Source organism: Micromonospora sp. WMMD710, from assembly GCF_029626045.1.
In the GTDB taxonomy this organism is placed as follows: Bacteria; Actinomycetota; Actinomycetes; order Mycobacteriales; family Micromonosporaceae; genus Micromonospora.
In genome coordinates this window covers 5,806,503-5,832,195 of sequence record NZ_JARUBD010000001.1, presented here as the reverse complement: position 1 = coordinate 5,832,195, position 25,693 = coordinate 5,806,503, and the positions used below count along the sequence as shown (strand labels likewise).

The following is a 25,693-nucleotide window of genomic DNA, read 5'->3' as shown; positions in this document are numbered from 1 at the left end:
GCGCTGCACTCCTCGCGCTCACGCCTTGGGCCGCTTCAGGTAGGCGACCAGCTGGTCCGGGTTCGGGCCGGGGACCACGGCGACGAGCTCCCACCCGTCCTCGCCCCAGTTGTCGAGGATCTGCTTGGTCGCGTGGACCAGCAGCGGGACCGTGGAATATTCCCACTTCTGCATCGCTGAAGGGCTCCCTCTCGGTGCGGAATTGTTCGAGGCACAGCCTACGGTCCGCTGGCCGAGCGAGGTGCGGGACGTTGCTCCGGCGGCGCCGGAAGCTCACCGCACGGCCCGGCGTGCTCGTACCCCTGGGGGCAGCGCGACCGGTCGGGCAGCAGCAGGTCGCAGAAGACCCGGTGCCGGTTGTTCTGGTCGTCGGCGTTCGACACGGTGGTCTCGCCGGCGTCCAGCTCCGGCAGGAAACCCAGGGATTCCGCGACCCGACCGGCCAGCACGGTGGCCGCCGCCAGGTCGGGCACCCGGATCGGCAGGTGGATGACGAAGCCCGGCTCGTCGTCGTCCCGGACCCGCTCGTTGGGACGGCTGGACGCGCGGACGACCTCCGGCGGCTCGGGAAACCGACGGTACGACCGCTCGTTGACAGGCAGGCTGCCGAACAGCCCGCCGGCCGCCTCACCCACGGAACCCGTCCGGCGGAGCCGGTCGTTGGTCGGGAACTGGGTGCGAGGGATGTTGTCCGCGTCGCGCATGCATTGCCTCCGGTCGTACCAGTCGGATCTCGCTTACCGTCCGGACGATTCGTCCATTCCGGCCCCCCGCGCCGGGACGAAGGTAGGTCCGCAGCGGCAGTCCCGCCAACAGGGCGCGCACGATCAGTCACGTAGAGTCACATATGTGACACATTGGAGGTAGGAATCCCGACTACGACTGTTTTCGCCGTCCGGTCGGTCGAGCCGATGGGCCGGACGGCGCAGTAGGGGCGACACCGACCCCCTGGTTGACCGCTACCCTTCCGGTCGGACGGTCGCGCTGCGCCCGGCCGCCCGCTCGATCACGCTCGGCGCCACCGGTGGCGGCCGGGCGCCGCACCCCCGGGGGAACGAGATGACCCAACCGCCCAGCGGCGACCAGGCCGGCCCGCGCGCTCTCCCGTCGGCCGACCCGGACACCGCCGGCCAGCCCGGCGCTCCGGCAGCCACCTCCGGCCAGCCCGGCCCCCCGGCAGCCACCTCCGGGCAGCCCGGCGTCCCGGCAGCCACCTCCGGGCAGCCCGGCGCTCGGTCCACCCCCGCTCAGCCCGCGCAGCCGCCCGCCGCCGAGCGGCACGGCCAGCTCGCCCTTCCCGCGCAGCCCGCCCGGCGGGCGCTCCCGGCGCAGCCGACCGTCCCCACCCAGCCCGGTGCGCCGGCCGGTGTCCCCCAGCCGGACACCTCCGGCGGCGCGGCGGCCCCGTCGGAACCGGGCACCGAGGCCCCGGGGTCGATCCCGCCGCCACCACCTGCCTACCCGCCCTACCAGGCTGCCGTCGAGCCGCCGAAGAAGAAGCGCGGCCTGCTGATCGCGGCGATCGCGCTGGTCGTGATCATGGTGCTCTGCGTGGGCGGCGGCGCGGTGGCATTCCTGACCCTGCGCAACGCCGAGAACGGCGAGGGCGCCAAGGAGCCGGCTGTGGCCGTCGACGAGTTCCTCACCGCGATCTACAAGGATCGCGACGCCAGCAAGGCGGCCAGCCACGTCTGCGCCGCGTCCCGCGACGACAAGAAGATCTCCGCGAAGGTCGCCGAGGTGCAGAAGTACGCCTCCGAGTACCAGAACCCCCGTTTCCGGTGGACCACCCCGAAGGTGGACAACCAGACCGGGGACCGGGCCACCGTCTCCACCCGGGTCACCATGACCACCGCCGACGAGAAGGTGGCCGACCAGGACCTGCGCTTCACGGTGGTGCAGAAGACGGGTTGGTGGGTCTGCGAGGTCGCGTGACCCGCGGGCCTGGATAGGCTCGACGGGTGTGTGCAGCTGAGCGGCCGACCGACCCGGCCGGTACCGGATGGTCGGCGCGTCTCCACGTGGTGACCGGCAAGGGCGGCACCGGCAAGACCAGCGTGGCGGCGGCGCTGGCCCTGGCGCTGGCCGCCGGCGGCCGGCGCACCCTGCTCGTGGAGGTCGAGGGCCGGCAGGGCATCGCCCAACTCTTCGGCATCGACCCGCTGCCCTACGAGGAGCGGCACCTCACGGACGCGCCGGACGGTGGTGAGGTGCGCGCGCTCGCGGTGGACGCCGAAGAGGCCCTGCTCGAGTACCTCGACATGTTCTACAAGCTGGGTGCGGCGGGCCGGGCGCTGCGCAAGCTCGGTGCCATCGACTTCGCCACCACCATCGCCCCCGGCCTGCGCGACGTGCTGCTCACCGGCAAGGTGAAGGAGGCCACCACCCGCACCTCGGGTCAACGGCGCGCGTACGACGCGGTGGTGCTGGACGCCCCGCCGACCGGGCGGATCGGCCGGTTCCTCAACGTCACCGCCGAGACGGCCCGCCTGGCCAAGGTCGGCCCGATCAAGACCCAGAGCGAAGGGGTCGCCGCGCTGCTGCGGTCCCCGATGACCGCGGTGCACGTGGTCACGCTGCTGGAGGAGATGCCGGTGCAGGAGACGGTGGACGCGATCGCCGACCTGACCTCGCTCGGCTTCGGCGTCGGCAAGGTGATCGTCAACGGCACCCGCCCGCCACTGCCCGCCGGTCGGGCCGTCACCGCGGCGGAGCTGAAGCGCGGGCTGGTCGCCGCGGGTCTGCCGGCCGACCGGGACATCGTGGCCGGCCTGCACGACGAGGCCCGTGACCAACTCATCCGCCGCGAGCTGGAGGATTCGCTCCGGGCCGACCTGGTGGAGTTGGGGCTGCCGATGGTGGAGCTGCCGTTGCTGCCGGACGGGGTGGACCGGGCGGGTCTCACGACACTGGCCCAGGCCCTCGTCAGGGCGGATTGACTCACACCTGAGCTCGGCACGGGCGCACGGACCCACGCGGCCCGATACGCTCGATTGGTGCCTTCCGAAGACGCGGCGCCGCGGCTGGACGTCGACCAGATCCTCGCCGACCCCGGCGTGCGGATCATCGTGTGCTGCGGTGCCGGCGGGGTGGGAAAGACGACCACGGCCGCGGCGCTGGCGCTGCGGGCCGCCGAGCAGCACGGCCGGCGCACGGTGGTGCTCACCATCGACCCGGCCCGCCGGCTCGCCCAGTCGTTGGGCCTGACCGAGCTGGACAACACCCCCCGCCAGGTCAAGGGGATCGACGTCGAGACCAGCGGCGGCGAACTGCACGCCATGATGCTCGACATGAAGCGCACCTTCGACGACGTGGTGCTTCAGCACACCGATCCGGCGAAGGCCGCGGAGATCTTCGCGAACCCGTTCTACCAGGCGATGAGTTCCACCTTCGCGGGCACGCAGGAATACATGGCGATGGAGAAGCTGGGCCAGTTGCACGCCCGCGGCGAGTGGGACCTGATCGTCGTGGACACTCCGCCGTCGCGCTCGGCACTGGATTTCCTGGACGCGCCGGCCCGGCTGTCCCGCTTCCTCGACGGCCGGATGCTGCGCCTGCTGCTGGCTCCGGCCCGCAGCGGCGGCCGGAGCATGTTCACCCTGGTCACGGCCTCGTTCGGGATGTTCTCGAAGGTGGTGCAGAAGGTGCTCGGCGCGCAACTGCTCACCGACCTGTCCGGGTTCGTGGCCGCACTGGATTCGATGTTCGGCGGATTCCGGCAGCGAGCCGAGCAGACGTACCGCATCCTGCAGGCACGGGAGACGGCATTCGTGCTGGTCGCGGCCCCGGAGCCGGACGCGGTCCGGGAGGCCGCCTACTTCGCCGGCCGGCTGCGGGAGGAGAAGATGCCGCTGGCCGGTCTGGTGCTCAACCGGGTGCACCGGCCGGCGGTGCCGGAGCTGGACGCCGCGCAGAGCCGGGCCGCCGCGGAGCGGCTGACCGAGCTGGGTGGGCATGAGGCCACCGCCGACGTGCTGCGGGCGCACGCCGCGTTGGCCCGCCAGGCGGTACGCGAGCAGGAGGTGGCCGCGCGGTTCACCGAGGCGTTCCCGGCCGTGCCGGCGGTGTCGGTGACGGCGCAGCCCGCCGACGTGCACGACGTCGACGGGCTGCGGACGATCGGCACGGCGATCAGCCGGCCGTGATCGGCGTCAGGTGGCCGCGCTGACCAGGATCTTGTCCTTACCGGACTTGTCCTTGCTGTTCTTCTTCATCGCGGCCTCGAACATCTTGCGCCAGCTCGTCACCTGAGGGTGACGACGCAGCAACGCCCGGCGTTCGCGTTCGGTCATGCCACCCCACACACCGAACTCGATCCGGTTGTCCAGTGCGTCGGCCAGGCACTCGTACCGAACTGGGCAGCTCCGGCAGATCCGCTTCGCCACGTTCTGTTCGGCGCCCTGTACGAACAACGCGTCCGGGTCCCCGTTCTGACACGCCGCCAGCGACGGCCAGTCAGTGATCATGCCCATGTGTACACGTCCCCCCTTGCAGTACCTACCGACCTCGATGCACGTCAGCCGGCAATTCCCCCCGATCGCCCGGCCCGCCTTCCCCAAGGCGGCGCGGACGACATGTGGCGCTGTCGCCGCCCCCATCATGCTCTGTAGTCGACTGATTACGCAACGTTGTCGACGAAATCCATCATTCCGGACAGTCCCGGCTTCCCGGGCGCTCGACCGCCGGTTACCCCGCCGAGGTCGGCGAAAACGCTGCGCGGCCTCTTCCGATCGGAGGAGACTCGCGGCAGGTCACACGCAACCACGCACCGGGGGTCATGCGTTTAGCACAACGAGGGCAGCGCGCGCAGGAAATGGGGAAAGAACGCCCCAGCGCCCCTCGTTCCCTACTCGCGTACCCTGTCGAGGTGACCTGGATGCGGAAACGTGACCACAATGTGCTGACCAACGCCGCATCGCTGCTTGTGTGTGGCCTACTGGCCGGCGTGGTGGTCGCAGCGGCGGCCTTCCCCGCAGTGGCGATGTCCGGCTTGGCCGCGAAGGCCGGCGCCGAGACCTTCGGCGCCCTGCCGACGGAGTTGACGGTGGCCCGCGCGCCACAGATCAGCTACCTGCTGGCCTCGGACGGCAAGACACCGCTCGCGACGATGTACGACGAGAACCGGCGGGACGTGAAGCTCGCCGACATCTCCCCGTACATGCAGAAGGCCATCATCGCGGCCGAGGACCATGAGTTCTACAAGCACAACGGCGTCGACATCAACGGTGTCGCCCGCGCGTTCGTGAACAACCAGAGCGAAGGCTCCGGCCGGCAGGGCGCGTCGACGCTGACCATGCAGTACGTCCGGCTGGCCATCGCCTACTCGGCCACTCACCCGGCCGACGTGGTCGCGGCGACCGAGGACACCAGCGCCCGCAAGCTCCGCGAGATGCGGCTGGCCCTCCAGGTCGACAAGGAGTTCTCCAAGGACGAGATCCTCACCCGCTACCTCAACCTCGCCTCGTTCGGCAACGGCGCGTACGGCATCTACGCCGCCAGCCAGGTCTACTTCGGCAAGCCGCCGAGCAAGCTCAAGATCGAGGAAGCGGCGCTGCTGGCCGGCATGGTGAAGGCGCCGACCACCAACGACCCGACCACCAAGGCCGGCTACCCGCTCGCCCTGGACCGGCGCGACTACGTCATCCAGAACATGGTCGACATCAAGGCCATCACCCAGCAGGAGGCCGACGCCGCCAAGGCGACGAAGCTGACGGTGAAGGACAAGCGCACCCCGAACGGCTGCATCGCCGCCAACGTCAACAGCTGGGGCTTCTTCTGTGACTACTTCTACCGCTGGTGGATGCAGCAGGAGACGTTCGGCTCGACCACGTACGACCGGGAGCGGCGGCTCAAGAGCGGCGGTTACACCGTCGTGACGTCGATCGACGTGCAGGCGCAGCGGAGCGCGGACAAGGCGGTCCGCAAGGCCAAGAGCGAGAACAGCAAGGAAGCCGCCATGGTCGCGGTGGTCGAGCCCGGCACCGGCCGGGTACGGGCGCTCGCGGTGAACCGGCAGTTCAAGCTCGACGACCCGCGGCACCCGAAGAACAAACTGTCCAGCGATCCGGCGAAGAGCAAGCAGGGCATCCGGGGCAACTACCCGGCGACCGTCAACCCGTTGATCACCGGTGGTGACGGCGTCGCCGGGTACCAGGCCGGCTCGACGTTCAAGCTCTTCACCATCGTCGCCGCGTTGGAGAAGGGCATACCGCTCAGCTACACCATCAACGCGCCACAGCAGTTCAAGTCGGAGTACATCATCGACAGCAGCAGTCCGGCCGCCTGTAAGGGCACGCACTTCTACTGCCCGACGAACGCCAACCTCAAGGCCGCCGGCCCGCAGAACATGTGGACCGCGTTCGCCCAGTCGATCAACACCTACTTCGTGCCGCTACAGCAGCAGGTCGGTGCGGAGAACGTGGTCGACGCCGCCAAGCGGGCCGGCATCCAGTTACGGTCCAGCAGCGACGCCAAGTTCGGCGGGACCAAGGAGGCAGCGCACCAGTGGGGTGCCTTTACCCTGGGCGTCTCCGCCACCACGCCACTGGACCTGGCCAACGCGTACGCGACCTTCGCGGCAGACGGCAAGTACTGCGATCCGATCCCGGTGCAGGAGATCCGCGACCCCGAGGGCAAGAAACTCGACGTCGCCAACCCGCGCTGCGAGAAGCGGTTCAGCACCGACGTGGCCCGGGCCGCCGTGGACGCCGCCCGCTGCCCGCTCGGCGACAACTCCTCGACCAGCAAGTGCGGCAACAGCCGCACCGCCAGCGTGGTCAAGGGCATCGTCGACGCGCCGGTGGCCGGCAAGACCGGCACCACCGACTCGGGAAAGACCGCCTCCATCGTCGCGATGACCAAGCAGTACGCGGTGGCCGGCATCATGGCCGACCCGGACTGGGCGCAGACCAACGTCAAGATGAAGCACGCCGAGAAGGACGGCATCAACCCGCCGGTGTACGAGACGCTGCGGGACGCCATGAAGGGCAAGCCGCGCATCAACTTCGAGCCTCCGGGCCAGAAGATCTCCGAAGGTGACCAACGCAGCATCCCCGACGTGAAGTGCCAGCCGGTGGACACCGCGAAGTCCCGGATCAAGGGCGCGGGCTTCGAGGCGGTCGTCTCCGACACGAAGGTGGCGTCGTCCTGCCCGGCGGGCACCGCCGCCGGCACCAGCCCCGACGGGCGCACCATCAAGGGCGGCGTCGTCACCATCCAGGTCAGCAGCGGCGGTGGCACCCCGCCGGCCGGCAACAAGCCCAGCCAACCCGGCAACCCACCTGGCCGCCCCGGCGGCTGATCGACCAGCAGTACGCACGAACGGGCGGGCACCCACGTCGGGTGCCCGCCCGTTTCGTCTGGCCGGACCTGCCGCTGCCGGACGGCCGCGAACAGAGTTACCGATCCGCGCCGCAGGGCCGCGCCCGCTGCCGGGGGCAGGTGCCGCGCGCCGCAGAGCCGACGGGTCAGAGACCGAGCTGTCGGCGTACCTCGGCAGCCACCCGGCCACCCTCGGCCTGGCCGGCCACCGCGGCCTGGGCCGCCTTCATCGCCGGACCCATCTGGGCCTTGCCGGTGAAGCCGCCCTCGGCGAGCGCCCCCGCCACCAGCTCGGTCAGCTCGGCGTCCGAGAGCTGCCTGGGCAGGTAGCGGTCCAACACCTCACCCTCGGCGGTCTCCTTCGCGGCCTGCTCGGAGCGACCGGCGTCGGCGAACGCGGTCGCCGCTTCGCGGCGCTTCTTGGACTCCTTGGTCAGCACCGCGAGCACCTCGTCGTCGGTGAGCTCACGCTTGGCCTTGCCGGCGACCTCGGCGGTGCCGACGGCGGCCAGGGCCATCCGCAGCGTGGAGGTGGTCAGCTCGTCGCGCGCCTTGAGCGCGGAACGCATGTCGGCGGTGAGGCGGTCCTTCAGCGTGCTCATGGTCGGTCAAACTACCCTGAACGCCATGCGAAAGCGCACACTATTCCGGCTTGCCGCCGGAACCGCCACGGTCGGCGCGGCCACCCTCGCGTACGCGTCGCTCGTCGAGCGCAACATGTTCACCCTGCGGCGGTACGACGTGCCGATGCTGCCGACCGACGCGGAGCCGCTGCGCGTACTGCACCTGTCGGACCTGCACATGATGCCCGACCAGGCGCGCAAGCAGCGCTGGGTGGCGTCGCTGGCCGCTCTCGACCCGGATCTGGTGGTCGTCACCGGCGACAACATGGCGCACCCCGGCGCGGTGCCGGGCGTGCTGCGGGCGCTGCAACCCCTGCTGGACTATCCGGGCGCGTTCGTGTTCGGCTCCAACGACTACACCGGGCCGGTGTTGAAGAACCCGTTCACCTACTTCCTGCCCGACCGGGAGTACACCGAGGGCGTCGACCTGCCCTACGAGGAGCTGCGCCAGGTGTTCACCGGCGCCGGCTGGATGGACCTCAACAACGCGCGGACCACCCTGAAGGCCGGCGGACGGCAGATCGACGTGGTCGGCGTGGACGACCCGCACATCGACCGGGACGACTACCCGGCCGTGTCGGGCGCGGTCTCGTCGTCGGCCGACCTGTCCATCGCGCTGACGCACTCCCCCGAACCGCGGGTGCTCGACCAGATGGCGGCGGACGGCTTCGGACTGCTGCTGGCCGGGCACACCCACGGCGGGCAGGTCTGCGTACCGGGCTACGGGGCGCTGGTGACCAACTGCGGGCTGCCCCGCTCGATGGCGCGTGGCCTGCACCGGTGGCCGGGATCGGACTCCTGGCTGCACGTCTCCGCCGGCCTGGGCACCCACCCGACCGCGCCGGTCCGCTTCGCCTGCCCCCCGGAGGCCAGCATCCTCACCCTCATCCCCCGCTGACCCGCACCCCCGCCACCGCCGGTGGCACCCCGCCGGCGCCGCCGCACCCCGCGCCGTCCCCGGTGGCGAGATCCGTCCGGGCGGGGTACCGAGTTTGACCATCGGGGCGGGTGGGCTACTATTTGTCGGCACGCCTCGGGGTGTGGCGCAGCTTGGTAGCGCGCTTCGTTCGGGACGAAGAGGTCGTCGGTTCGAATCCGGCCACCCCGACCAGAGGTAAGAGCAGGTCAAGGCCCCTCCACCGAGGGGCCTTGATTCGTTTTCGGGGCTGCCTGCCCACCCTGGGACCTTGCACGGCAGCAATCGGCGTGAGGACCCCCTGCGATCCCGGTCACGGGCCGAGTGGGTGGAGGTGTTCAGAGTCCTGGACGTCCGACCGAGGTGCTGCACATCCTGACCGGCCTGTGCCACCCGGCCGGCGGTCACCGCCCCGTCGACGAGATCGGCGGAGCATCGGCGGTCGGGCCACGTCCACTCGTGGCCGTACGGCCGCCGCCGGCGGCCGCTCTGGTCATCGTCAGACGGCGGGTGCGATGAAGTAGCCCGACTGGTCGACGACAGCGTGGGTGGTCCCGCCGCTGTTGTTGAACAGCCTGACCTGGCCGGCCGTACCCGTTCGCACCACCGCCAGGTTGGAGGCGGTCTCGCCGGCCACGAAGTTGACGTTGGACGCGGTGGGCGGTGCCGTCCCGGTGGCCGGGTACGCGGTGAGCACACCTGGCGTGGTGGGCTCGGTGGCGGTCAGGTTGACGACCGCGGCGGTCGCAGCCGGGCAGCCGTCAACACAGTCGGCGTCCCGGAACCAGGGCAGGAAACGGACATCCTCCCGAGGCTGAAGCGGGGCGCGTTCCCACCGGTCCAGCAGGCCGGAGCCCTGCCGGGTGTCCACTATCCGGGCCGGAGACATCGGCACGTAGCTGTCGGCGGCACCGGACGAGGCGGAACCGAAGTAGCCGGCCAGGTCCGCGACGACGTGGGTGCTGCCGGAACTCTCGTTGTGGATGCTGACCCGGCCGCCGGTCACCGGGACGATGACCAGATTCGGGATCGTCTGCCCGGCGACGAAGTTCAGGTTGGACGCCACCGGCACCGCCGCGCCAGCCGGGAACAGCTTGAGCACGCCGTGAGCCGTCGCGCCGGTCGCCGTGACGTTGAGGATGACCGCCGTGGCGTCGGACGGCAGGGCCGCGGAGAGGTCCACCTGGCGGGTCGTGTTCGCGGGGAACGCCGTGGCGCCCGCGCCGCGGGTGTCCAGCACCCGGGTCGGTGCGAGCGTCTTCAGGCCGCTGCCGGCAGCGCCGTACCAGCCCTGGAGATCGGCGATCACGTGCACCGTACCGCCGCTGCCGTTGCGGATCCGGACCTTGCCGTTGCTCATCGGCACGGTGACCAGGTTCGGTACCGTCTCGCCGGCGACGAAGTTGACGCTCGAGGCGCTGGGCAGCGCCGTCCCGTCCGGGTACACGGTGAGGAAGCCCGCCATCGACGGCTGGGTGGCCGTCACGTTGAGCACCACGGCGGTGATGTCCGCCGCCGGCGTAACGCCGATGCCGGCGATCGGCAGGACGACCTCGGTGCCTGCGGGCACCGCCGTCCTCGTGGGCACTCCGACGGCGCTACGGGTGTCCAGCAGCCGGGCGGGAGCGACCGGGTGGTAGGTGGCCCCGACGATCGTGCCCATCTGACCGACGTTGATGTCACCGGCGGCGGTCACGACGGCCCGGTCCGCCTTGCGGAAGCCCAGGTAGTTGATCCAGCCGGTGACCGAGACATGGCCGGCGCGGCGGAACGTGTAGGTCATGGACGGGCTGTGGCCGACCCGCCAGAAGCGCTCGTCACCGAACTTGAACGCCACCGTGCCGCCCGGGCCGTCGGTCGGGTACGGCAGCTTGGGCGTGAGGGTCGCGACCGCGTCCAACGGGTCGCCACCCGCGCTGCGGCGGAACGACTTGCCACCGAGCGCGCCCGTGCCGACGTACTCGGTCGCGCCCCGGTCGTGGTAGCCCGGACCGGTGCCGGTGTTGCTCACGTCCGGCGGATCCGCGTGCGGGTTGCGCAGCAGGTCCGTCGGGAGGGCACCGGGCGCGGTCGCGTCGGCGGAGTCGATCGCCGGCGACCCGGGGGTGAGCGGGTACCAGCCGAACACCGAGCCCTGCGGGCCGGTGATCCCCGCCGGCCCGACGAGGTCGTGGCCACCCTGGCCACTCGCGGCCTGGAAGCTCGCCAGGGTCGGGTGGGCGGTGCCGGCCCAGTCGTACGGTGCGCCACCGCTGGTCGGATCGATGAGGTTGTGGTCGACGGTCGTACCCTGCGTCGAATCGGCCGAGACCGAGATCGCCGTCGCACGCGACGGGGTGGCACACCGGCTGGGGCTGCTGGCGACACCGTCCGCGGTCTGGATGATGTTGTTGCGCAGCGAGACCCCCGGCGCGGCTCCGGTCACCAGGATGCCCGCGTCGCAGCGGTTGACGATGGTGTTGCCGGTGACCACCGTGCCCGGTGCGTCCGCGACGACCATCCGGCTGTCCCGGAACGCATTGCCGCTCACCACCGTCCCGCTGACCCCCGCGTCCACGGCCACACCGGCGACCCTGGTGTACGAGGCGAGGAAGTTGCGGCTGACCGTGACGTCACTCGACCCACCGGTGAGGCGGATCAGCCCCGGCGCGTCCTCGTAGTTGCGGACCGCGAGACCGTCCAGTGTGATCCGACTGGAACCGTTCACCACGATCGTCTCTTCGCTGCCCCAGGCGTGCACGGAGAAGCCCTCGAGGACGATGTCGTGCACCTTGTACAGGTGGAAGACCGTGTCCCTGATGTACGTGTTCTCGTAGGCGCCGACATGAACCTCACCGTCGGGGCCGTTGACCGCGCGGTAGGTGATCGGCGCGCCCTCGGTGCCGGAGCGGGTGAAGAACACCCCCTCCTCGTAGTTGCCGGGCTGCACCAGCACGGTCTGCCCCGGCTGCGCCACCTCGGCCGCCGAGGAGATCATGCAGTACGGGTTCGCCATGCTCCCGTCGCCGCCGGTCAGCCAGTCGCAGTGCTTCTCACTGACGTACACCTCGTTGGCCGGTGTGGCCGCCTGCGCGACGACCGGCGCGGGCCCGGCCGCGGCGGAGGCCGCCGGCCCCGACAGGACCGCGCCCGCCGCCAGCGGTATGAGTGCGAGCAGTGACCGTCCACGTCTCTTCATCTACGCCCCCGTGACGTATCGACAGATGAGTGCGGCGGCAGCCTATCCCGGCCCGCGCCGGCCCGCGTACCGCAATTGCCGCCGGAACGACCGTGATCAGTTGGCTCGAGGACGCCGCCCCTCGCCCGGTGCGGGCGAGGGGCGGCGTGAACTCAGGCGGCCGCGATGAAGTAGCCCGCCTGGTCGACGAGCACGTGGCTGCTGCCGGAACTGTTGTTGTACAGGGAGATCACCGCGTCCCGGGTCTTGATGACCGCGAGGTTGGAGGCCGTCTCGCCGGCGACGAAGTTGACGTTCGAGGCGGTGGGGGGCGTCGTCCGGTGGGGAAAGGCCGTGAGTACGCCGGCGGTGGTCGGAGCGGTGACGGTCAGGTTGGCCACGACGGCGGTGGGGGCGGGGCAGTCCGAACCGCAGTCAGCGCCGTCGAACGCCTTGTAGTACCACGCCTCGACGCTCGCCACCGCCTGCTTCTCGAGCGGGCCGGCGGTGCGGTCGATCAGGCCGTCGCCGGTGCGGCTGTCGGCGATCCGGGACGGCCCGTACGGCACGTAGCTCTGGGTCGCCCCGGAGGCCGCGGACCCGAAGTAGCCGGCCAGGTCGGCGACGACGTGGGTGGTGCCGGAGCTGACGTTGCGGATCGCCACCTTACCGCCGAGAACCGGCACGGTGACCAGGTTGGGGATCGTCTGCCCGGCCACGAAGTTCAGGTTGGACGCCATCGGCACCGGCGTACCGTCCGGGTAGACGGTGAGCACCCCGGCGGTCGTCGGCTGGGTGACCGTGACGTTGAGGATCGCGGCGGTCACGTCGGCCGGGAGGACGTCGGAGAGGTCGACGTGCAGGTCGCCGTTCGGGGCGACCGGAGCTGCCGAGCGGGTGTCCAGCACCCGCGTCGGTGTCATCGGGGCGAAGCCCGAGCCGTGGGCGCTGTAGTAGCCCTGGAGATCGGCGACCAGGTGGACCGTCCCCCCGCTGGCGTTCTCCAGGTAGATCCGGCCGTCGCGCACCGGCACGGTGACCAGATTCGGCACGGTCTCGTTGGCCACGAAGTTGACGCTCGACGTGATGGCGCCTGTGGCGTTGGAGTAGACCTTCAGGAAACCGGCAGTGGTGGGGCTGGTGACGGTGACGTTCAGGACGATCGAGCTGATGTCGGCGACCGGTACGCCCGCCACCTGGGGCAGGTCGAGCGTCACCCGGCCGCCGGCGGCAACCGGCACCGTGGTCGGAATGCCGAGAGCGGTACGGGTGTCCAGCAGCCGCGTCGGCGCGACCGCCGTGTAGTACGAGCCGGTCACCGTGCAGGCCCGATCGGTGGTCCCCACGCCGCCGTTGACACGGCGGAATCCGTTCGGGCTGACGTAGTAGGAGACGCAGGACACCCCCGCCCGGCGGTACGTGTAGCTGGCTCGCGGCACGTCGCTGATGCGCGCGACGGTCTGGTCGCCGAACTGGAACGCGTAGCGGCCCTCTTCACGCTCGACCGGCCAACTGTGGGTCGGGGTGATGGTCGCCACCGTGTCGAGGGGACCACCGCCGGCCGCCCGCCGGATGTCGATCGCACCGGCGTCCAGCGTCCCCTGGCGCTCCCAGGCACCCCGATCCCGGTAACCACTGCCCGTGCCGGTGTTGGCGGCGCTCGGGTCGTCGCTGTACGGGTTACCCAGGATGTCACTCGGCAGGGCACCCGGGGCGGAGCCGTCCGCCGAGTCGATGGCGGGAGATCCCGGCCGCAGTGTGATCCAGCTCCGCCAGTAGTTGATGTCGACGATGTCGATCCCCGGGTTCGTCGCCAGGTCGTTGACACCCTGACCGGTGGACGCGACGAAGCTGTCCCGCGTGGTGTGTGCGGTGCCGCCCCAGACGTAGAACGGACCGCCGCTGACCGGATCGATCAGGTTGTGGTCGACGACGCTGCGAGCGGTCGACCCGGCGGCCACGGTGATCGCGGCGGCAGCCGCCGGATCAGCGCAGACCTGCCGGACGCTGCCCGCCGTCGCGACGATGTTGTTCCGGATGCTCGCGCCCGGCGAGTCGCCGGCCACGTCGATTCCCCTCCCACACGTGGTGATGATGGTGTTGCCGGTGACCACGGTGTCCGGGGCGTCGGTGACGACCATCCCGACGCGGCTGTAGCCCTGGTTACCGACGACGACCGCGTTGACGGTGCCGGCCCCGACGGCCACCACCGGCCCGCCGCCGATCAGGAACCACTGGCGGCTGACCGTGACGTCACGGGATGCACCGGTGATCCGCACTCCCCCGGACGCCGTCGCACCCCGGATGCCGTTGCCATCGATGGTGACCCGGGTCGAGCCGTCCACCGTCACGGCGGGCGCCCCACTCACGCCTTCCACCACGAAGTCTCGCAGGGCCACGTCGTGCACCCCGGCGAAGATGATGACGCTGCCGGTGGTCGGCCCCTCCATGGACCGGACTTTGCCGATCCGCACGTCTCCCCGGACCGCCGAGGCACGGAAGGTGATCGGTGCCTCGGGCGTACCGGAACGCCTGATCGTCAGCACCTCCTCGTAGTGCCCCGGCTCGACGAGCACGGTCTGTCCCGGTTGGACAACGGCCGCCGCCGCGGAGATCGTGCAGAACGGGTCGTCGCTGCTGCCGGTGCCACCCGTGGCCGAGCAACGCTGCTGGTCCACCGACAGCTCCGTCGGCAGGACGGCCTGGGCGGCCGGCTGGGCGGTCACGGGCACCGCGGCCCGCGCGGGCACCGCCGCGTTGGCCGGCGCTGCCGGCCCGGCCAGGCCACCGGCACCCAGGACAAGGGGTACGACTAAGAACCCGGCAAACCAGCGACTGCCCATGAACCATCCCCGTCTTCTGTCGATCATGATCAGGCCGGAGACTACCGTCGCTGCCCGGCCGGTCACGTCAGTCGATCGGTCACCGTCGCCGGAACGACCGGAGCCGGCACCACCAGGTGGCGCCGGCTCCGGGTCGGATCGGTTCGGTCAGGGGGTGGTGGCGATGAAGTGGCCCGCCTGGTCGACGATCACATCCGTCGCGCCGCTGCTGTTGTTGGTCACCGTCACGGAACCGTTGGCACCCACTCGCACCACTGCGGCGTTCGACGCCGTCTCCCCGGCCACGAAGTTGACGTTCGAGGCGGCCGAGGGCGCCTCACCCTTGGGCTGTGCGGTGAGGACACCCGGCGCGGTCGGCCCGGTGACCGTCAGGTTGGCCACCAACGCCGTCGGCTTCGGCGTGTTGTCGTTGCCGTTCGGGTCCAGGAAGGGCACCAACCGGTCGACCGACGAGAACGGTGCCAACGCGCCTCCCGGCCGGGTGTCGAAGATCCGCTGGGGGCCGTACGGGACGAAGCCGTCGACGGCACCGGTGCCGTACCAACCGGCCAGGTCCGCGAGCACGTGGGTGGTGCCGGAACTGACGTTCTGGATGACGAGCCGGCCGTTCACCACCGGCACCGTCACCAGGTTGGGGATGGTCTGGCCGGTGACGAAGTTCAGGTTGGATGCCGTCGGCACCGACGAACCGGCCGGGTACACGGTGAGAACCCCGTTCGCCGTCGGCTGGGTGGCCGTCACGTTCAGCACGACGGCCTTGGCACCCGACGGCACCCGCCCGGAGAGATCGAGCACCCGGTAGGTGTTCGCGGGGACCGGCGCGCCCCCGTTGGCCCGGGTGTCCAGCACGCGGGTCGGCGCGAGCGGCTTGAAGCCGTCACCGAAGCCGGAGTAGAAGCCCTGCAGGTCGACGACGACGTGCACCGTCCCGCCGGCGTTGTTACGGATGCGCAGGTTGCCGTTGGACATCGGCACGGTGGCCAGGTTCGGCACGGTCTCACCGGCGACGAAGTTGACGCTCGACGCTTGGGGTGCGGTCTTGCCGTCGGGGTAGACGGTGAGGTATCCCGCGGTGGTCGGCTGGGTGGCCGTGACATTGAGCACCACAGCCGTGATGTTCGCGGCCGCCACACCGTTGATCGACATGATCGGCAGAACGATCTCGGAGTTGGCCGCGACGGGAACGGTGGTGCTGATCCCGACGGCGGCGCGGGTGTCCAGCAGGCGGGTCGGCGCCACCGGGGTGAACATCGCGCCGAGGACCGTGCAGTCACCACCCAGCGGCTCGAGCACGCTCGGCGGGAGCACCCGGAAGTTGTCGAACCGGACGTCGTTGCTCACACAGGCGGTGCCGGCACGCTGGAGCTGGCTATCGGCCGGCACGATCGGACCCACCCGGTAGAACCGATCGTTGGTGAACCGCTGGGCAACCTTGCCCACCGGGCCATCGGTGGGCCACGCGTGGCTGACCGTGAGAGGAGCGGTGTAGTCCAGCGAGGAACCGCCGGGCTTGCTCTGGACCCCGTACCCGCTCACCGTCCGGCCACCCTGGAGCTCCACCGCGCCCCGGTCGTGGTAGCCGTTACCCGTGCCGGTGTTGGGCACGGTGGGCGCGTCGGCGTGTGCGTTGTCCAGCAGGTCGGTACGAGCGACCCCGGGTGCCGTCGCGTCGGCGGAGTCGATCGCCGGCGAGGCGGCGGTCGGCGGGAACCAGCCACGCTCGGTGCCCAACTGCTCGCCCAGCAGGACCGGGGCCAGGATGTCGTGATCACCCTGGCCGGTCGCCGCCCGGAACGACGCCAGGTCGGCGTGATCGGTCGCGCCCCAGCGGTAGACAGCCCCACCACTGGCCGGGTCGACCAGGTTGTAGTCGGCCTCCGTGCCGCCGGTGGCGGCGGCGGCGACCGAGATCGCTGGCACCGTCGTCGGGTTGGCACAGGTTTCCGGTGCCGGGACGGGACCGGCACCGGTACGCAGGATGTTGTTCCGGATGCTCGCGCCGGTCGAGGCACCGGCCAGCACGATCCCGGTCGCGCAGTCGGTCACCACCGTGTTGCCGGTGATCCGGGCTCCCGGCGCGTCGGTCACGGCGACCAGGGTCTTGAAGAACGTGTTGGCGGTGACCACCGCGCCGGTGACACCCGCCTCGACAGCCACGCCGGTGGCAGCGGTGCCCGAGCCGGGGAACCAGCCCCGACTGACCGTGACAGCACTGGACGAACCCGTGACACGGACGGCGGGCAGGGTGCCCCCGCCGGTGGCGATGCCGTCCACGGTGACCCGCTGGGCCCCGCTGATCAGAACCGGCACCGCATTGCTCGGGCCGGTGAGCGTGAAGCCCTCGACCACGACGTCATGCACGCCGGAGATCGTCAGCGGCGTACCGCTGAGCGTGTAGTGACCGAGACGGACGAGGCCCCGCGAGGTGTTGACCGCACGCACGGTGATCGGCGCGGACTCCGTGCCGGACCGTGTGACTGTCACCTTCTCCGCGTAGTTCCCCGGCTGCACGAGCACCGTCTGACCCGGCTGGGCCACAGCCAACGCGGCACCGATCGTGCAGTAGGGCGCGGCCTCGCTGCCGTCGCCAGCGGGCTTGCAGTCACGCTGGCTGACGTACACCTCGGTGCCAGGTGTGGCGGCCCTGGCCCCGGCTGGCGCGGATGCCGCCACCGCCGGCCCGGCGGGCCCGACCAGGCCCACACCCGCCAGCAGCGGTACGACCGCAAGCTGCACCGACCTGTGTCTTCTCATCAACTGTCCCCCGTGGAAGTCGAACAAATCTCGCCGCAGCCTATATTCACGCGGGCCGTGCCGGCTGCCCCGGCACCTCAGGCAGAAAGAACCGGCGCCCCACGCTGTACGCGGAGGGCGCCGGTTCTTCAGCGCTACGCGGGTCAGGACGCGGCGGCGATGAAGTAGCCCGCCTCGTCGACGATGACGTGGGACGTACCCCCGCTGTTGTGGAAGAGGTCGACGCCCGAGCCGACCGCGACCACGGCGGCGTTCGACGCCGTCTCACCGGCGACGAAGTTGACGTTCGAGGCGGTGGGCCGCGGCCCGCCGCCGGGGTGAACGGTGAGCACGCCCGGCCTGGTCGGCGCGGTGACGGTCACGTTGCCTACCAGTGCGGTCGGGGCGGGGCAGGCCGGCGCGCAGGTGACGCCAGGCCGCAACGGCTCGAACCGGACCGTCTCCCCGGCGGTGAGGGGAGCCGGCGTACGGCCGGGCAGCCCGGTGCTGTCCCGGGAGTCCACGATCCGCGTCGACGTGATCGGAACGAAGGTCTGGGTGGCGTTCGGGCTGAACCAGCCGGCCAGGTCCGCGATGACGTGGGTGGTGCCGGAGCTGTTGTTGAGGATGCTGACCCGGCCGTTCACCACTGGCACGGTGACCAGGTTGGGGATGGTCTGCCCGGCGACGAAGTTGAGGCTGGACGCGGTGGGTGCCGTCGAGCCGTACGGGTAGACGGTGAGCACGCCGCTGGTGGTCGGAGCGGTGACCGTCACCGACAGCACGGCGGCCGTCGCGCCGACGGGCAGCCGGTCGGAGAGGTCGAGGGTACGGATGCCCATCGCCGGGAACGGCGCGCCGGTTCCCTCCCGGGTGTCGAGGACCCGTGCCGGGGGTGCCGACGCGAAGCCGGACCCGTTCGCGGCGTAGAAGCCCTGCAGGTCGGCGATCAGGTGAACGGTGCCCGAGCTGTAGTTGGTGAACACCAGCGAGCCGCCGACGACGGGTACGGTCACCTGGTTCGGCACCGTCTCCCCACTCACGAAGTTGAGGTTGGACGAGCTGCTGAAGGCGCCGGTCGAGTCGACCCTGATGAAACCTGAGGCGCTGGGTTGGGTCACCGTCAGGTTGAGGACGACCGCACTGATGTCCTCCTGCGCCACTCCGGCGATGGTGCCTACCGGCAACTCGACCCGTCCGAAGGCGGCGACCGGCCGGATGTCGGGCACTCCGATCCGGGCTCGGGTGTCCAGAACCCGCGTCGGCGCCACCGGTACGTAACGCGCACCGACCTGGGTGCAGACCGGTCCCTCGTACTCCTTGGGCAGTCGGAAATCGGTCTGCGAGACCTGCACCTGGACGCAGGCGTCGCCGGCGCGCCGCAGCGTGTACTCGGCGGTCGCGGCGTCGGTCACCCGCCAGAACCGCTTACCGGTGAGGTAGTAGGCGTACCGGGCCCGCTCCCGCTCGACCGGCCAGGCGGAGTGCAGACCCGACCGCGCGACCACGTCGAACGGGCCGCCACCGACCTTGCGCTCGACCCGCAGCGGGTCCTGGGTGACCGGTCCCTGAGCCTCCACCGCACCCCGGTCGCGGTACCCGCTGCCGGTGCCGGTGTTCGCGGCGGCCGGATCGTCGGCGAAGGAGGCGTCGAGCATGTCGGTGTCCAGGACACCGGGGGCGTTCGCGTCAGCCGAGTCCCGGGCGGGCGAACCAGGCGCGGTCTCCAGGTAGGTCCGGTCCCAACCGTTCACCCGGACGAGCTTCGGGTCGGCCGAGAGGTCGTGGACGCCCTGCCCGGTCGCCGCGACGAACGAGGTGAGGGTCGGGTGATCGGTGCCCGCCCAGCTGTAGGGAACTCCACCGCTGGTCGGGTCGAACAGGTTGTGGTCGGTGCTGCTGCCCGCCACCGACCCGGCGGACAACCGGATACCGACCGCGTTCGCCGGGGTGTCGCACACGTGACGCCGGCGGGTCGTGACGACGATGTTGTTGCGGATCGAGGCGCCCGGTGAGCTGCCGGCCAGGTCGATGCCACGGCTGCAGTCGACCTGGAAGGTGTTTCCGGTGATGGTGAGGCCGCGCGTATCCGCTGCGGCCAGGCCGAAGCCGTCGAACTGACTGGCGGTGACCGTCGTGTCGGTGACCCCCGGCTCGATGGTCACCGAAGCGCCCTGCGTGTTGTAGACGAAGCTACGGCTCAGCGTCACCCGGTTCGAGACACCGCTGATCCGCACTCCGCTGGGGCCGTAGGCACCGGTCTCGACGGTGAGCTTGTCGAGGCGGACCCGCTGAGAATCCCGCACCGTGACGACGTCGGCGTTGTGGGCCCCGAACACGACCAGGCCCTCCACCGTCACGTCGTGCACGCCACTGAGGTCGAGGATCGTCCCGGTGACCGCCGCGGTGTTGTACCTGCCCACCCGCGCCATCTGCCAGTTGACGTTCACCGCGCGGAAGGTGATCGGCGCCGACTCGGTGCCCGAACGGGTGAACCGGACGTTCTCCTGGTACTCCCCCGGGTGGATCAGCACCGTCTGGCCCGGGCCGGCCACCGCCGCCGCCTCGGAGATGGTGCAGAACGGCCGCTGTTCACTGCCGTCGCCGCTGCCCAGGCACCAGTGTTGGCTGACGTTCAGTTCGCCGGCGGCTACCGCCGCGGAGACGGGTGCGGGCGCCGCCGCGGCGGGCACCGCGGGGCCCACCAGGGCCGCGCCGCCAATCAGTGGTACGAGCGCAAGCTGCGCCCAACGTCGGATTTCCATCGTGGCCCCCGTGCCAAAGTCGATCATTCAAGTTCGCGGAGAATACCGTGACCGATACCAATGTGGACGTCCCCGGCCAGGTCGCCGGGCTGGCCGATCGGCTGGACATCCGGGTCGATCGGCGCAGTGGCCGGGCATCGGATCGATCCGATGCCCGGCCGCTGTGCAGCACCGCGCCTCAGTAGGCCGAAGCGATGAAGTATCCGGCCGGGTCGGCGATGAGGTGAGCCGCACCGGAGCTGTTGTTGACGACATCCACATAATTGCCGCCGGTCTTCGACACCACCAGGTTGGAGGCGGTCTCCCCGGCCACGAAGTTCACGTTCGACGCGGTTGGCCTCGCCGCCCCGCGCGGGTACGCGGTCAGCACACCCGCCGCCGCCGGCGCGGTCACGGTCAGGTTCAACACCCCGGCGGTTACCAGTGGACATCCCGTTCCGCACCAGACGTCGCTGAGGATCGGGGCACCACCGACGGCGAATGCGGCGAACGGGCCTGGACTCACCGTCCTGAGCCATCCGGAGTCATCGCGGGAGTCCGCGACCCGGCGCTCCGACGGCACGTAGGTCTGGTCCGCACCCGACGCGGCCGAGCCGAAGTAGCCGGCCAGGTCGGCAACCACGTGGGTGGTCCCCGAACTGACGTTGCGGATCATCACCTTCCCCGCCACCACCGGCACCACGACCAGGTTGGGGATGGTCTGCCGGGCCACGAAGTTCAGGTTCGAGGCCAGCGGCGCCGGCGACCCGTCCGGGTAGACGCTGAGCACACCGGCCGTCGTCGGCGCGGTGACGGTGACGTTGAGGATCGCGGCGGTGGCGTCCGCGGGCAGCTTTCCGGAGAGGTCCAGCCGCCGCTCACCGTTCGCGGCCAGGGGAAGGCCGGTGCCGGTACGGGTGTCCAGCACCCGGGTCGGGTCGAACGTCTTGAACCCGGAACCCTTGCGGCTGTACACGCCTTGCAGGTCGGCGAGCAGGTGGACGGTGCCGCCGCTGCGGTTGACCAGCCGGACGACCCCACCGGTCACCTGCGTCATGACCAGGTTCGGAACCGTCTCGTTGGCGACGAAGTTGACACTCGAGGAGCCGAGCTGCCCGTTCGGGGCGCGGACGCTGATGAAGCCGGGCATGGTGGGCGCGGTGACGGTGACGTTCAGCACCACGGCGATGATGTCGGCCGCCGGTACGCCGTTGACCGCCGGAATCGGCACGGTCACCTCGCCGTTGGCGGGCACCGGGGTGGTGGTGGCGGTGCCGATCGCCGCCCGGGTGTCCAGCAACCGCGTCGGGGCGGACGGCGTGTACCGCGTACCGACCCTGGTGCAGACGCTTCCATTCGTCGTCTCGGACCACCGGAACCCGGTGTAGCTGATCGCGACGGAGACACAGCCCGTGCCGGCCCCCTTGAAGGATGAGGCGACCGAGCGGGCCGACGTGACAATCAGGTAGCGCCTTCCGTCAAACCGGTAGGAGATGGTGCCGCCTTCGCCGTCCACCGGCCAGGCGAACTGCGGTGTCACCGTCGCCGTCACGGCGAACGAGTCGTCACCGGGCTTCTGCCGGATGTCGTACTGCCCGTTCCCCGGGGTGCCCTGAGCCTCGACCGCGCCCCGGTCGTGGAATCCGTTGCCGGTGCCGGTGTTCGCCACGGCAGGGTTGTCACTGTGCGGGTTGCCGAGCATGTCCGTGCGCGTGACGCCCGGCGCGAGGGCGTTCGCCGAGTCCACGGCGGGCGAGGTCGGATCGGCCGGGAAGAAGGTCTTGGGTCCTCCGCTCGTGCTCCCGACGATCAGCGGGTCGGCGGCGATGTCCTTGCCGCCCTGCCCGGTCGCGGCCCGGAACGACGCCAGGTCGGAGTAGGCCGTGCCCGCCCACTGGTAGACGGGACCACCACTGATCGGGTCGATCAGGTTGTAGTTGGAGACGGCTCCCGTTGCCGGCGCGGCGACCGCGATGGCGATCGCGTCCTGCGGCGTCTTGCAGGCGACGTGAACCGGGCTCGTCCGTAGGATGTTGTTCTGAATTGACAACCCGGCCGAGTTGCCGACCACGTCGATTGCCCGCACGCAGTTGGTGAGCACCGTGTTGTTGGTGACGATCGTGCCCGGAGCGTCGGTGGCCAGCAGACCACCCAGGTGAAGCTGGTTGTTGACGACCACGGTCCCGCGGACACCCGGATCGATCCGGATGGCGGGGGCCGCCACGTGAGTCAGGAACGCCCGGCTGATGGTGACGTCGGTGGAGTTACCGGTGACGTGCACGGCCGCCGGAGCGCGATAGGCGTGCGCGGCGATGTCGTTGATGGTGACTCTCGTCGAGGCGTCGACCACGACGGGCGTCACCGTGTCGGTGTCCTCCACGATGAAGCCCTCGACCACGACGTCGTGCACACCGGTGAACCTGAAGACGGTGCCCACAACGGTGTCACCGATGTTGCCGACGGTGATCCGACCAGACCAGGTGGCGACGGCACGGAACGTGATGGGCGCGGTCTCCGTGCCGGACCGGGTAAAGGTGACCGTCTCCGGATAGTCCCCGGGCTGCACCAACACCGTCTGGCCGGGCTGCACCACCGCGGCCGCGGCCGAGATCGTGCAGTACGGCGCCTCTTCGCTGCCGTCGGCACCCGGCGCGCAGTCCTTGCCGCTCACGTACAGCTCGTTCGCCGGACTGGCCGCCGCCTGGGCGACCGGCGCCGGGGCCGCCGCCGCGGGCGGCGCCGGGGCCGCCAGGCCAACACCACCGAGCAGCGGTACGACCGCCAGCCCCGCCCACACACGTCTGTCCATCACGTACCCCCGTACAAGTCGATCATGCGGACCAGAGAGTAGCGCGACACCGACCGATGTGATCAGCGCCGATCGTTCTGCACCCTCGGCCGTTCGGTGCGGTTCGGTGCCTGTCAGTCGTGCCGTTCGGTGCGCTCGATCTCGGCGAACGCCGCGCTCAGGTAGCCGTCGACCGGCCGGCCCGTCACCGCCAGCAGGTCGGCCACGAGCAGCGGACCGTGTCGGGCGAGCGCCGCCGCGTCGGGCGGGGAGTCGTCCTCACCCGGGTCGTACACGCCGAGCGCCCCGGCCAGCAGGACCAGCACGACGTGCGGGTCGACGTCCGGTCGCCAGGGGGCCGCCGCGCGGACGCACCGCTGGAGCACCTGGCGTACGTCATCACCGTCCAGCCCGTCCGGATGCGTCTCCTCCAGCAGCAGCCGCACCACGGCACCGAGCACCAGGCCCGAACGCTCGGCGGTGGTGAGCCGGCCCGCAGCCATGTCGTACGCCTCGGTGTCCCGGGTTTTCGCGGCCTCGACCGCGTCGGTGGCGGCACCGGCGATCTCGCGGGCGGATGCGGGCAGGTGTCGCCAGGTCACGCTCACCGGGCCAGCATGGCAGAGCACCCCGACAGCCGCCGCCTCGGTAAACGGTTCGCGCGGTGTCACACCCGACGAACAGAATGCGGACATGTTGCGTCGCGCCCTACCCCGCCGTCCGGAAGCTCGCCGGCTCCTCGTCGGCACCCTGCTGTCGGCGGTCGGGCGTGGCCTCACCCTGCCGTTCCTGTTCATCTACCTGACCGACGTGCGCGGGCTCACCGACACCCGAGCCGGCCTGGTGATCGGCTGGTACGGCGCGGTCACGCTGGCCCTGTCGCCGCTGGGCGGGACGCTGATCGACCGTTTCGGGGCACGCCGGGTGGTGCTGCCGTGCCTGGTGATCGAGGCGGCGGGCACCGGCTCGCTGGCCCTGGTCGACTCCAGCGCCTCCGCGTTCGCGGTGATGACGGTGATCGCGGTGGGCAGTTCGGCGATCTGGTCCGGTCAGAACACCATCCTCGCCTCGCTGACCGACGACGGTGAGCGGCAACGCGTCTTCGGGCTCAACTTCGCGCTGCTCAACCTCGGTATCGGCATCGGCGGCATGACCTCCGGCGCGATCGTCGACACGGCCCGACCGGGCACCTTCCAGGCGATCTACCTGCTGGACGCGGTGAGCTATCTCATGCCGGCACTGATCCTGCTCACCCTGCCGGGCGTCGGGCACCGGCTCGGCGACCGCCGGGCCGCGGACCAGCCGTCGGCCGGCGGCTACCTGACCGTGCTCCGGGATCGCCCGTTCCGCCGGCTGGTGATCTTCGGTCTGGTCCTCACCACCTGCGGGTACGCGCAGATCGAGGTGGGCTTCGCCGCGTACGCCGTGCGGGTCGCCGAGGTGAGCCCTCGGGTGGTTGCCTGGGCGCTCGCGGCGAACACCGTGACGATCGTGCTCGCCCAACTCCTGGTGATCCGGCGGATCGAGGGCCGCAGCCGCACCGCCGCGCTGGCCGTGGTCGGGGCGGTGTTCGCGGCCGCCTGGCTGGTCCTCGGCGCCGCCGGCCTCGTCAGCACCGAGGGCGCCCTACTGGCCGCGCTCTGTGTGGTGGCCTGCTCGGCGATCTTCGGCTTCGGCGAGACGATGCTGTCCCCGGTGATGCCGGCGCTGACCAACGCGCTGGCCACCGACGAGCTGCGCGGCAGGTACAACGCGATGAGTTCAATGATCTTCGGAATCAGCGGTGTCATCGGCCCGGTCACCGCCGGCCCGCTCATCGGCGCTGCCGACGGCCGGGTCTGGGTGGCGACCGTGGTCAGTGGCTGCCTGGTCGCCTCGCTGGTCGCGCTCTCCCTGCGCAGGCTGCTCACCCCCGCCCAGGACGGCCGGGAGACGACGACCCCGGCCTCCCCCGAGCGGACCCCCGCCCCGGCCTGACCCCGCACCCCGCCCACGCCGCACCCCGGCCCGCACCCCACGCCGCAGCCGCACGCCCTGGCGCGCGCCGCACGCGGAACCCGGCACGCTCTGCTGCGCCGCACCCCACGCCCCACACCCCGCACACCCCGCACCCGCCCCCGCACCCCGCCCCGCGCACCGCACCCCGCCCCGCCCCACGCCGCGCCCCACGCCGCCCCACGCCGCGCCCCACGCCCCACGCCCGGCGCCCCGCGCCCCGCGCCCGGCACCCGGCACCCGGTGCCCCGCGCCCGGCACCCGGCGCCCCGCGCCCGGCGCCCCGCGCCCCGCGCCCGGCACCCGGCACCCGGCACCCGGCGCCAAGGTCCGCACAACTTCCCTGATGTTGCTGTCTCCGACGCGCGGGAGGCAGCAACATCCCTGATGTTGCATGGATCTTGCTCGCTGATCTCCACAACGCCGCAAGATCGCGCTCGATCCTGGGTCGAGTGGCATCCGCCCGCCGGGAGGCCACTACTTCCATGTTCAAGCGCGATCATGCGGCCGACGGAGCGGCGCGGGTGCACGGGCGAGCAAGCGGACGGGCCGAGCGGGCGCACGGGCCGAGCGG

The 25,693-nt window shown here is 71.0% G+C and carries 16 protein-coding genes, 1 tRNA gene and 1 pseudogene; 8 read left to right on the top strand and 10 right to left on the bottom strand.

Annotated elements, in window-relative coordinates; translation table 11 throughout:
- Positions 1 to 18 precede the first annotated feature (18 nt).
- Both O7620_RS27030 and O7620_RS27025 read right to left on the bottom strand, forming a co-directional pair.
- A complete protein-coding gene (locus O7620_RS27030; protein WP_007466198.1) occupies positions 19 to 174 on the bottom strand; it encodes a DUF4177 domain-containing protein in 156 nt (51 codons plus the stop codon).
- A 44-nt stretch (positions 175 to 218) separates the two neighbouring features.
- The gene (locus tag O7620_RS27025) at positions 219 to 704 is read right to left on the bottom strand and encodes a hypothetical protein (RefSeq protein ID WP_278125913.1); all 486 of its coding nucleotides are present in this window, start codon (positions 702 to 704) and stop codon (positions 219 to 221) included.
- Positions 705 to 1,488: 784 nt separating this feature from the next.
- Here O7620_RS27025 and O7620_RS27020 point away from each other — a divergent pair.
- The 3 genes and pseudogenes from O7620_RS27020 to O7620_RS27010 all read left to right on the top strand — a co-directional run.
- A pseudogene (locus tag O7620_RS27020) lies at positions 1,489 to 1,935 on the top strand (hypothetical protein); the annotation flags it as partial.
- Between the two features lie 26 nt (positions 1,936 to 1,961).
- Entirely contained in the window at positions 1,962 to 2,939 is a 978-nt protein-coding gene (locus O7620_RS27015) for an ArsA-related P-loop ATPase (protein ID WP_278125912.1), read from the top strand.
- A gap of 54 nt (positions 2,940 to 2,993) precedes the next feature.
- On the top strand, positions 2,994 to 4,145 hold the full coding sequence (locus tag O7620_RS27010) for an ArsA-related P-loop ATPase (RefSeq protein ID WP_192580115.1): 1,152 nt from the start codon (positions 2,994 to 2,996) through the stop codon (positions 4,143 to 4,145).
- 6 nt (positions 4,146 to 4,151) lie between these two features.
- Here O7620_RS27010 and O7620_RS27005 read toward each other — a convergent pair whose 3' ends face one another.
- On the bottom strand, positions 4,152 to 4,472 hold the full coding sequence (locus O7620_RS27005) for a WhiB family transcriptional regulator (RefSeq protein WP_151488028.1): 321 nt from the start codon (positions 4,470 to 4,472) through the stop codon (positions 4,152 to 4,154).
- 404 nt (positions 4,473 to 4,876) lie between these two features.
- Here O7620_RS27005 and O7620_RS27000 point away from each other — a divergent pair, with 404 nt between their 5' ends.
- Complete coding sequence (locus tag O7620_RS27000; RefSeq protein ID WP_278125911.1) at positions 4,877 to 7,300, top strand: transglycosylase domain-containing protein; 2,424 nt, start codon at positions 4,877 to 4,879, stop codon at positions 7,298 to 7,300.
- A 166-nt stretch (positions 7,301 to 7,466) separates the two neighbouring features.
- Here the strand turns inward: O7620_RS27000 and O7620_RS26995 are convergent, their stop codons facing one another.
- A complete protein-coding gene (locus O7620_RS26995; RefSeq protein ID WP_151488026.1) occupies positions 7,467 to 7,922 on the bottom strand; it encodes a GatB/YqeY domain-containing protein in 456 nt (151 codons plus the stop codon).
- 25 nt (positions 7,923 to 7,947) lie between these two features.
- On the opposite strand from O7620_RS26995, the gene O7620_RS26990 reads away from it, so the two are divergent.
- Together O7620_RS26990 and O7620_RS26985 are read left to right on the top strand one after the other, a co-directional pair.
- Positions 7,948 to 8,841 (top strand): metallophosphoesterase, encoded by an 894-nt coding sequence (locus tag O7620_RS26990; protein WP_278125909.1) that lies wholly within the window; start codon positions 7,948 to 7,950, stop codon positions 8,839 to 8,841.
- 136 nt (positions 8,842 to 8,977) lie between these two features.
- Positions 8,978 to 9,054, top strand: a tRNA-Pro gene (locus O7620_RS26985).
- Between the two features lie 304 nt (positions 9,055 to 9,358).
- Here O7620_RS26985 and O7620_RS26980 read toward each other — a convergent pair.
- The 4 genes from O7620_RS26980 to O7620_RS26965 all read right to left on the bottom strand — a co-directional run bounded on the left by O7620_RS26980 (position 9,359) and on the right by O7620_RS26965 (position 20,357).
- Complete coding sequence (locus O7620_RS26980; protein WP_278125908.1) at positions 9,359 to 12,037, bottom strand: right-handed parallel beta-helix repeat-containing protein; 2,679 nt, start codon at positions 12,035 to 12,037, stop codon at positions 9,359 to 9,361.
- Between the two features lie 152 nt (positions 12,038 to 12,189).
- Positions 12,190 to 14,859: a right-handed parallel beta-helix repeat-containing protein gene (locus O7620_RS26975; protein WP_278125907.1), complete on the bottom strand. Its 2,670-nt coding sequence runs from the start codon at positions 14,857 to 14,859 to the stop codon at positions 12,190 to 12,192.
- 147 nt (positions 14,860 to 15,006) lie between these two features.
- Positions 15,007 to 17,613 carry a NosD domain-containing protein gene (locus O7620_RS26970; protein WP_278125906.1) on the bottom strand — a complete coding sequence of 869 codons (2,607 nt, stop codon included), beginning with the start codon at positions 17,611 to 17,613 and terminating at the stop codon, positions 15,007 to 15,009.
- Between the two features lie 143 nt (positions 17,614 to 17,756).
- Positions 17,757 to 20,357, bottom strand: a complete 2,601-nt coding sequence (locus O7620_RS26965) for a right-handed parallel beta-helix repeat-containing protein (protein ID WP_278125904.1) — start codon at positions 20,355 to 20,357, stop codon at positions 17,757 to 17,759.
- A 47-nt stretch (positions 20,358 to 20,404) separates the two neighbouring features.
- Here O7620_RS26965 and O7620_RS26960 point away from each other — a divergent pair, with 47 nt between their 5' ends.
- Complete coding sequence (locus tag O7620_RS26960) at positions 20,405 to 20,542, top strand: hypothetical protein (RefSeq protein WP_278125902.1); 138 nt, start codon at positions 20,405 to 20,407, stop codon at positions 20,540 to 20,542.
- On the opposite strand, the gene O7620_RS26955 is transcribed toward O7620_RS26960, so the two are convergent.
- Positions 20,536 to 23,145: a hypothetical protein gene (locus O7620_RS26955; RefSeq protein ID WP_278125900.1), complete on the bottom strand. Its 2,610-nt coding sequence runs from the start codon at positions 23,143 to 23,145 to the stop codon at positions 20,536 to 20,538. The genes O7620_RS26960 and O7620_RS26955 overlap by 7 nt on opposite strands.
- A 113-nt stretch (positions 23,146 to 23,258) precedes the next feature.
- A complete protein-coding gene (locus O7620_RS26950) occupies positions 23,259 to 23,732 on the bottom strand; it encodes a hypothetical protein (RefSeq protein WP_278125898.1) in 474 nt (157 codons plus the stop codon).
- Positions 23,733 to 23,817: 85 nt separating this feature from the next.
- Here O7620_RS26950 and O7620_RS26945 point away from each other — a divergent pair, with 85 nt between their 5' ends.
- The gene (locus tag O7620_RS26945) at positions 23,818 to 25,101 is read left to right on the top strand and encodes an MFS transporter (protein WP_278125896.1); all 1,284 of its coding nucleotides are present in this window, start codon (positions 23,818 to 23,820) and stop codon (positions 25,099 to 25,101) included.
- The last annotated feature ends 592 nt before the right edge of the window (positions 25,102 to 25,693 follow it).